General features: G+C 61.0%; 3 protein-coding genes and 2 rRNA genes. 3 read left to right on the top strand and 2 right to left on the bottom strand.

The window, feature by feature from the left end:
• The first annotated feature begins 414 nt into the window (after nucleotides 1-414).
• Both QMG61_RS08935 and rrf read left to right on the top strand, forming a co-directional pair.
• Nucleotides 415-3,543: ribosomal RNA gene (locus tag QMG61_RS08935) — 23S ribosomal RNA — on the top strand.
• A 133-nt stretch (nucleotides 3,544-3,676) separates the two neighbouring features.
• Nucleotides 3,677-3,793: ribosomal RNA gene (gene rrf, locus QMG61_RS08930) — 5S ribosomal RNA — on the top strand.
• 289 nt (nucleotides 3,794-4,082) lie between these two features.
• Here rrf and QMG61_RS08925 read toward each other — a convergent pair.
• Nucleotides 4,083-4,937 carry an RDD family protein gene (locus tag QMG61_RS08925; protein ID WP_283493992.1) on the bottom strand — a complete coding sequence of 285 codons (855 nt, stop codon included), beginning with the start codon at nucleotides 4,935-4,937 and terminating at the stop codon, nucleotides 4,083-4,085.
• Between the two features lie 17 nt (nucleotides 4,938-4,954).
• Between QMG61_RS08925 and QMG61_RS08920 the strand changes: the two genes are divergently transcribed.
• The gene (locus tag QMG61_RS08920; RefSeq protein ID WP_283493991.1) at nucleotides 4,955-5,950 is read left to right on the top strand and encodes a stage II sporulation protein M; all 996 of its coding nucleotides are present in this window, start codon (nucleotides 4,955-4,957) and stop codon (nucleotides 5,948-5,950) included.
• A 43-nt stretch (nucleotides 5,951-5,993) separates the two neighbouring features.
• Here QMG61_RS08920 and QMG61_RS08915 read toward each other — a convergent pair whose 3' ends face one another.
• Nucleotides 5,994-7,301 carry a DUF58 domain-containing protein gene (locus QMG61_RS08915; RefSeq protein ID WP_283493990.1) on the bottom strand — a complete coding sequence of 436 codons (1,308 nt, stop codon included), beginning with the start codon at nucleotides 7,299-7,301 and terminating at the stop codon, nucleotides 5,994-5,996.

The raw sequence follows: 7,301 nt of genomic DNA, 5'->3' as shown, positions 1-7,301 counted from the left end.
CACTGCCAAGCCATTTCGGGAACACACGTTTCCCGGTGGCGCTCATGGGTGGAACATTGACATTGATGCAGAACCAAGAGGTTCTCAACGAGTACATGCCCTTCTGGGGTATCGGAAAGGTGGGGTCCTGGCGGGTTTGCATATGCACGCTGTTGGGTCCTGAGGGACCGGAACATTCCTGGCTTTTAGCCGGCGGATGAACCTTTCCTCTGGACCTTGTCTCAGTCACATCATTCGTGGCTGGGCCTGGGTACCGCCCGTACTTTGAGAACTACACAGTGGACGCGAGCATCTTAAATTTGACAGTCTTCGGACTGCAAATTACAAAGATCAAAACACTCTTTGAGTGTTAGATCATTGGTCAATTTCTGTCGCGAATTTATTCGTGACACCAATCGATTCAAACTCATGTGATTTCAAATTTCTAAGAGCAAACGGTGAATGCCTTGGCATGTAGAGCCGAAGAAGGACGTAGTAATCTGCGATAAGCCTCGGGGAGTTGATAAACGAACTGTGATCCGAGGATGTCCGAATGGGGAAACCCCGCCAGGCCTGTAAGGTGACCTGGTGACTCCCGCCTGAATATATAGGGCGGGTAGAGGGAACGTGGGGAAGTGAAACATCTCAGTACCCACAGGAAGAGAAAACAATAGTGATTCCGTTAGTAGTGGCGAGCGAAACCGGATGAGGCTAAACCGATCATGTGTGATAGCCGGCAGGCGTTGCATGGTCGGGGTTGCGGGACTTTTCTGCTGCTTCTGCCGAACAGTGAGGGTTAGAACGTTGTATAGACGAACAGGATTGAAAGCCTGGTCATAGAGGGTGCGAACCCCGTAGTCGAAATGCAGCAATCACCCGAAGAGTATCCCAAGTAGCACGGGGCCCGAGAAATCCCGTGTGAATCCGTCAGGACCACCTGATAAGCCTAAATACTCCTACATGACCGATAGTGAACAAGTACCGTGAGGGAAAGGTGAAAAGTACCCCGGGAGGGGAGTGAAATAGTACCTGAAACCGTTTGCTTACAAACCGTTGGAGCCAGTCTGATTCTGGTGACAGCGTGCCTTTTGAAGAATGAGCCTGCGAGTTAGTGATATGTGGCGAGCTTAACCCGAGAGGGGAATGCGTAGCGAAAGCGAGTCTGAATAGGGCGATTCAGTCGCATGTCCTAGACCCGAAGCGAAGTGATCTATCCATGGCCAGGTTGAAGCGACGGTAAGACGTCGTGGAGGACCGAACCCACTTCAGTTGAAAATGGAGGGGATGAGCTGTGGATAGGGGTGAAAGGCCAATCAAACTTCGTGATAGCTGGTTCTCTCCGAAATGCATTTAGGTGCAGCGTTGCGTGTTTCTTGCCGGAGGTAGAGCTACTGGATGGCCGATGGGGCCTAAAAGCTTACTGACGTCAGCCAAACTCCGAATGCCGGTAAGTGAGAGCGCAGCAGTGAGACGGTGGGGGATAAGCTTCATCGTCGAGAGGGAAACAACCCAGACCACCAACTAAGGTCCCAAAGCGCGTGCTAAGTGGGAAAGGATGTGGAGTTGCACAGACAACCAGGAGGTTGGCTTAGAAGCAGCCACCCTTGAAAGAGTGCGTAATAGCTCACTGGTCAAGTGATTCCGCGCCGACAATGTAACGGGGCTCAAGCACGCCACCGAAGTTGTGGCATTGATATTTTTGGTAAGCCGCACACTTGTTGTGTTGGTTCAGCCGTGTTGATGGGTAGGAGAGCGTCGTGTGGCCAGCGAAGCGGCGGTGTAAACCAGCCGTGGAGGCTACACGAGTGAGAATGCAGGCATGAGTAGCGAAAGACGGGTGAGAAACCCGTCCTCCGAAAGATCAAGGTTTCCAGGGCCAGGCTAATCCGCCCTGGGTAAGTCGGGACCTAAGGCGAGGCCGACAGGCGTAGTCGATGGACAACGGGTTTATATTCCCGTACTGGCGAAAAACCGCCCAAACTAATCCGATAATGCTAAGCATCTGAATCCCCTAGATGGATCCCTTCGGGGTGAAGCGTGGGGCCTAGCGTGCGACCCTATGTCGGTGCGGTTAGCGTATTAACAGGTGTGACGCAGGAAGGTAGCTGAGCCGGGCGATGGTTGTCCCGGTCTAAGGATGTAGGCCGAGAGATAGGCAAATCCGTCTCTCAGATAAGGCTGAGACCCGATGGGTAGTCCTCACGGACGAAATCAGTGATCCTATGCTGCCAAGAAAAGCATCGACGCGAGGTTTTAGTCACCCGTACCCCAAACCGACTCAGGTGATCAGGTAGAGAATACTAAGGAGATCGAGAGAATCGTGGTTAAGGAACTCGGCAAAATGCCCCCGTAACTTCGGGAGAAGGGGGGCCTGAGGCGTGAACGGACTTGCTCCGGGAGCGTTCGAAGGCCGCAGAGACCAGTGGGAAGCGACTGTTTACTAAAAACACAGGTCCGTGCCAAGTCGCAAGACGATGTATACGGACTGACGCCTGCCCGGTGCTGGAAGGTTAAGAGGAACGGTTAGCCGCAAGGCGAAGCTGAGAATTTAAGCCCCAGTAAACGGCGGTGGTAACTATAACCATCCTAAGGTAGCGAAATTCCTTGTCGGGTAAGTTCCGACCTGCACGAATGGCGTAACGACTTCCCAGCTGTCTCAACCGCGAACTCGGCGAAATTGCATTACGAGTAAAGATGCTCGTTACGCGCAGCAGGACGGAAAGACCCCGTGACCTTTACTACAGCTTGGTATTGGTGTTCGGTGTGGCTTGTGTAGGATAGGTGGGAGACTGTGAAGCTTGGACGCTAGTTCAGGTGGAGTCAACGTTGAAATACCACTCTGGTCATATTGGATATCTAACTTCGAACCGTGATCCGGTTCAGGGACAGTGCCTGGTGGGTAGTTTAACTGGGGCGGTTGCCTCCTAAAAAGTAACGGAGGCGCCCAAAGGTTCCCTCAACCTGGTTGGCAATCAGGTGTCGAGTGTAAGTGCACAAGGGAGCTTGACTGTAAGACTGACAAGTCGAGCAGGGACGAAAGTCGGGACTAGTGATCCGGCAGTGGCTTGTGGAAGCGCTGTCGCTCAACGGATAAAAGGTACCTCGGGGATAACAGGCTGATCTTGCCCAAGAGTCCATATCGACGGCATGGTTTGGCACCTCGATGTCGGCTCGTCGCATCCTGGGGCTGGAGTAGGTCCCAAGGGTTGGGCTGTTCGCCCATTAAAGCGGTACGCGAGCTGGGTTTAGAACGTCGTGAGACAGTTCGGTCCCTATCCGCTGCGCGCGCAGGAAATTTGAGAAGATCTATCCCTAGTACGAGAGGACCGGGATGGACGAACCTCTGGTGTGTCAGTTGTTCCGCCAGGAGCACCGCTGATTAGCTACGTTCGGAACGGATAACCGCTGAAAGCATCTAAGCGGGAAGCCGGCTTCGAGATGAGATTTCCATCCCTTCGGGGGAGAGGCTCGCAGCTAGACTACTGCGTTGATAGGCCGGATGTGGAAGAGGGGACTAAAGACCCTTGGAGCTGACCGGTACTAATAAGCCAATAATTTGATAACACACCAGTTTGAATAAGCTGCAAGCGTCCACTATGTGGTTCTCGATGTACGGTCGAGAACAACGCCCTCACCGGCATAAGCACCGTGAGGGCTCTATAACTGAAAAATATAGAATCGATTCATCGAAAGATGTTTCGGCGGCTATAGCGAGAGGGAAACGCCCGGTCACATTCCGAACCCGGAAGCTAAGACTCTCAGCGCCGATGGTACTGCAGGGGGGACCCTGTGGGAGAGTAGGACACCGCCGGACTTAACTTAGAAAAACCAAGAAAGCCACCCCACGGGGTGGCTTTCTTGCGTTAACCCTCACCCCACCCCGCACCGCACCGCAGCGCAACGCACCACGCCGGCTCCGACCAGGGCCCTCGCGGCCCACGCCCCGGAACCCGGCCCGCCGCAGACCACGGGCCACGAGCACCAACACGGGCCACGAGCACCAGGCACCGGCGCGGGCAACCGCGAAGATCCGCTAGACGGGACCGGCGAACACGGGCTCGAGGATGTCGCCGGTCAGCACGCGCTGTGTGGTTGCGGGAGGCCTAACGGTTGGGGAAGCCGTGGGGGAGGTTGTCCAGCACGGGCTGGAGGCGCTCCAGGCGAGCGCGTTCCAGCATCAGCGCGGCATACTCGCGGTCACGACGCACGGCGGCGATTCCGAGGAGCAGGCTCTCCGGCGGCGCAGCGGGGAGCGGCGACACGAACACGGAGGCCTCATCCGCGAGGCCGGCGGCCAGCATCACCCGGGAGTCCGGGCTGAGCCGGGCGGCCTGCCGCAGGAACTGAGCGATCCGGCGGGCGAGCTGGTCCGGCAAACGCACGATGTCGACCGTTTGGGCCCAGTCCTCGAGCTCGGGTGGAAGACCACGCACCGCGGCGTGGTCGGCCGGAACCCGCTCGTGCTGGCTGTATGTGCCGGCCAGCAGATCGCCGAGCCGTTTGGACCGGCCGTTGAGCAGGGCGGTCATCGCGGCGAGTCCCCCGAAAGTGAAGTAGAGCTCGATCACGCCGACCAGGGCGCGGATGAATGCGTGGCGGAGCTGAATCGCCCCACCGTCGTCGCGCACGATCCGGGCCCCGATCGCCAGTTTGCCGAGGCTGCGGCCCCCGGTGAGAATCTCCACGGTCATCGGCAGGATCAGGATGGAAAAGACCAGTCCGGCGACGCCGAGGGTTCTGGCCAGAGCGTCGTCCAGCGAGTCGCCGATCAGGACGCTCACCACGAACGCCAGGCCGACGAACAGGAGGAGGTAGGCGAGCCAGTCGATGATGGTGCCGGCGGCCCGGAGGATCACGCTGGCCGGGCGCACATCGAGCGCAACTGCTTCACCGGTGACGAGTTCGAACTCGTTCAGGGGATACTCGCCGTGATCGGCAACAATACCGTGCTCCGCCATGCCTACTATTAGAGCAGATGGACCTCGACGCGTATTCAGCGGCGCACCGCGCCGAATGGGACCGGCTGGCCGAGCTCGGCTCCCAGCGGCGTTTGTCCGGCGCGCAATCGGACGAGCTGATCGAGCGGTACCAGGCGGGCGCCACCGAACTCTCGTTCATCAAGACCACGGCCGGCTCCACCATCCCCGGAGATCGGCTCTCGGTGGCGCTGTCCCGGGCCCGTTTGCGCTTCACCGGGGCGAGCGCGAACGTTCTTTCGCAGTTGCCCCGCTTCTTCGTCTTTCAGCTGCCGGCTGCCCTGTACCGCTTGCGGTGGCTCACCCTCGCCGTCGCGGTCGTCACCGCGGTCGTCGCGACCCTTTACGCCGTGTGGGCTCTCGGGAACCCGCAGGTCCTCGCGAACTTCGGCACGGATGCCCAGCTCCAGAAGCTCGCCGACGAGGACTTCGTCAATTATTACTCGGAGAACCCCGCCGCGTCATTCGCCGGGCAGGTGTGGACCAACAACGCCTGGATCGCAGCGCAGTGCATCGCGTTCGGCATTCTCGGGGTCTACGTTCCCTACATCGTCTTGCAGAATGCCCAGAACATCGGCGTTGCCGCCGGCGTCATGTTCGCCTACGGCAAGGGCGACGTCTTCCTGCTCTATATCGCCCCCCACGGGATGCTGGAGCTCACCGCGATTTTCGTGGCCGCCGCGGGTGGGCTCCGAATCTTCTGGGCCTGGATCGCTCCGGGTGGACGCACACGGGCCCAGGCACTGGCCGAGGATGCCCGTGCACTGTCCACGGTCGCCATCGGACTCGTGCTGGTTCTTTTCGTTTCCGGCGTGATCGAGGGTTTCGTCACCCCGGCGCCCTGGCCGTGGCCCGTGAAGATCGGCATCGGAGCCGCCGCCCTCCTGGCCTTCCTCGCCTACATGATCGTGCTGGGGGGCAGGGCGACCCGCGCCGGCGAATCCGGCGACCTGACCGAGTACGAAGCCGGCAGCACACGGATCTACTCCGCCTGACCGGGCCGCCTCCGCAGGGCCGACGGGTTCAGGGCCGACCGGTTCAGAGCCGACCGGCCGCCTTGAGCGCGAGATAACGGTCGGCGAGGGCGGGGGGAAGATCGGCGGGGGAGCCCGTGACGACGTCCGCCCCCTGCTGCCGGATCGCGGCGGAGACGCGCGCCACATCGAGCAGGGCCCGTTCCGCCGCCGCCGCCCGGTAGATCTGCTCCCGGGTGCCGCGTTCCCGGCTGGCGCTCAGGGTGGTCGGATCGGTCACGGATGCGACGACAACGGTGTGCCGTCGGGTGAGCTGCGGCAGCATCGAGAGCAGCGCCGTCGAGGCGCCGGGGGCGTCGACCGAGGTGACCAGCACGACCAGGGCCCGCTGGCTGGTCACCGCCCGGACCTGACCGGGCACGGCCGACCAGTCCATTTCGATCAGTTCGGGGTCGATCACGGCCATCGCATCGACCATCCGTGAGAGGAGCTCTGCGCCCTGGGCGCCCTGGACCCGGCCGCGCACCCGTCTGTCGTAGGCGATGAAGTCGACGTGATCGCCCGCTTTGGAGGCGAGGCCGGCGAGCAGGAGTGCCGCCTCGAACGCGGTGTCGAGTCGAGGTTCGTCGTCGATTCGCGCCGCGGAGGTGCGGCCGCTGTCGATCAGGATGACCACGCGCCGGTCGCGTTCGGGGCGCCAGGTGCGCACCATGACGTCATTTTGACGTGCGGTGGCCCGCCAATCGATGGATCGGACGTCGTCGCCGCGCACATACTCCCGCAGTGAATCAAACTCGGTGCCCTGACCGCGGACCAGGAGACTGGTGCGCCCGTCGAGCTCCTTGAGCCGGGTGATCCGGGAGGGGAGGTGCTTGCGCGCGTTGAACGGCGGCAGCACCCGCAACCTTCCGGGGCAGTCAAGGCTGGCCTGCCGCACCCAGAGACCGAGCGGTCCGGTCGATCGCACCGTCACCTGTTGCACCCGTCGTTCGCCCCGGCGGAACGGGGTCAGGCGCAGGGAGACGACGCGCCGTTCACCCGACGGGATGAGGAGTGGGGTGCGGTTGTCACCCGCGCCGGCGGACGGCTGCCAGCCGTCCCGGACGACCGCCCGGAGACGCCTGCTCCCGGTGTTGGTCAGATACAGGTCGCTCGTCACCGTCTCGCCCAGGCGGACCCTGGTCGGCAGGCTGCGCGTGAGTGCCAGTCTGCGCGGCGATCCGGCCAGTGCGAGGTCGAGGATGCCGAGGCCGAGCACGAGCAGCAGCCACCCGCCGAGCACCGCGGCGGCCATGCCCGGGCTGCGGCCAAGCGCAACGATCGGCACGACGCCGAGGGCGACGAGCGCGACGAAGCGACCGGTGATCGTCAC

It is taken from the genome of Cryobacterium sp. PH31-AA6 (assembly GCF_030063195.1).
GTDB lineage: Bacteria > Actinomycetota > Actinomycetes > Actinomycetales > Microbacteriaceae > Cryobacterium.
Note: the sequence above shows the minus strand (reverse complement) of the source record. Positions and strands in the feature narration are given on the sequence as shown.